2 protein-coding genes are annotated in these 749 nt (G+C 32.2%); one reads left to right on the top strand and one right to left on the bottom strand.

The genetic code is table 11. From position 1 onward, the window contains the following. Window positions 1-516: RNA-guided endonuclease TnpB family protein (locus CH76_RS13340; protein ID WP_036147438.1), on the bottom strand; the 516-nt coding region annotated here is incomplete at its 3' end. An 88-nt stretch (window positions 517-604) separates the two neighbouring features. On the opposite strand from CH76_RS13340, the gene CH76_RS13860 reads away from it, so the two are divergent. Continuing rightward, window positions 605-745, top strand: coding sequence for a ribbon-helix-helix protein, CopG family (locus CH76_RS13860; RefSeq protein ID WP_108306967.1), 141 nt, complete (start codon window positions 605-607; stop codon window positions 743-745). Window positions 746-749 lie beyond the last annotated feature (4 nt).

Raw genomic sequence — 749 nt, 5'->3', positions numbered from 1 at the left:
GTATTCTGTCAAAATCGAAATATAGTATTTACCTGATTTTGTTTTAGAAATCGAACAAGATTTCAATTTATAATCAGCAGGGATTTCCCTATGTTGCTTGATTTTTACTAATTTCAGTTTAGGTAATTTGATATGACCATCTTGCAATTCGATATTTCCGTTCACTCGATTGGTTGTATAAGACTGTTTTGACTTACGGTTTTTGAACTTTGGAAATTCCGCATTGCCTTCAAAAAAATTCTTATAAGCCTTTTGTAAGTTCATTTGTGCATTTGCTAAAGCTAAAGAATCCACTTCTTTTAGGAATGGAAATTCGTCTTTATATTTAGCTGGTGTAGGGAACTTTTGCTTTTTAAGCATTTCCTTGTCGTCTTTGTATTTTGCATAAGTCTCTTGTCTTTCCGCAAGCATCTTATTGTAGACAAGACGAACACAACCAAATGTTTTGGCTAATAATACTGCCTGTTCTCTGTTTGGTAGTAAACGGAATTTGAAAGCTTTGTTTTGTTTAGTCATATCAATTCACCTCGATTTGTACGGAATAATATCGTATATATTGATTGTATCGTAGAAATACCGTACAATCAAGTGAGAGGTGATAATTTTGAAAGATAATAAAGAACGTGTAGAAATTCGTATGCCTAAATCAATTATCGAGAAATTAGATAAATACCAAGAAGAAAACGGACTGTCTACAAGAACAGCAACTATTCTCGAATTATTGCGAAAAGGCTTAGAAAAATAACTTT

It is taken from the genome of Lysinibacillus sp. BF-4, from assembly GCF_000743635.1.
Classification (GTDB): domain Bacteria; phylum Bacillota; class Bacilli; order Bacillales_A; family Planococcaceae; genus Metalysinibacillus; species Metalysinibacillus saudimassiliensis.
Note: the sequence above shows the minus strand (reverse complement) of the source record. Positions and strands in the feature narration are given on the sequence as shown.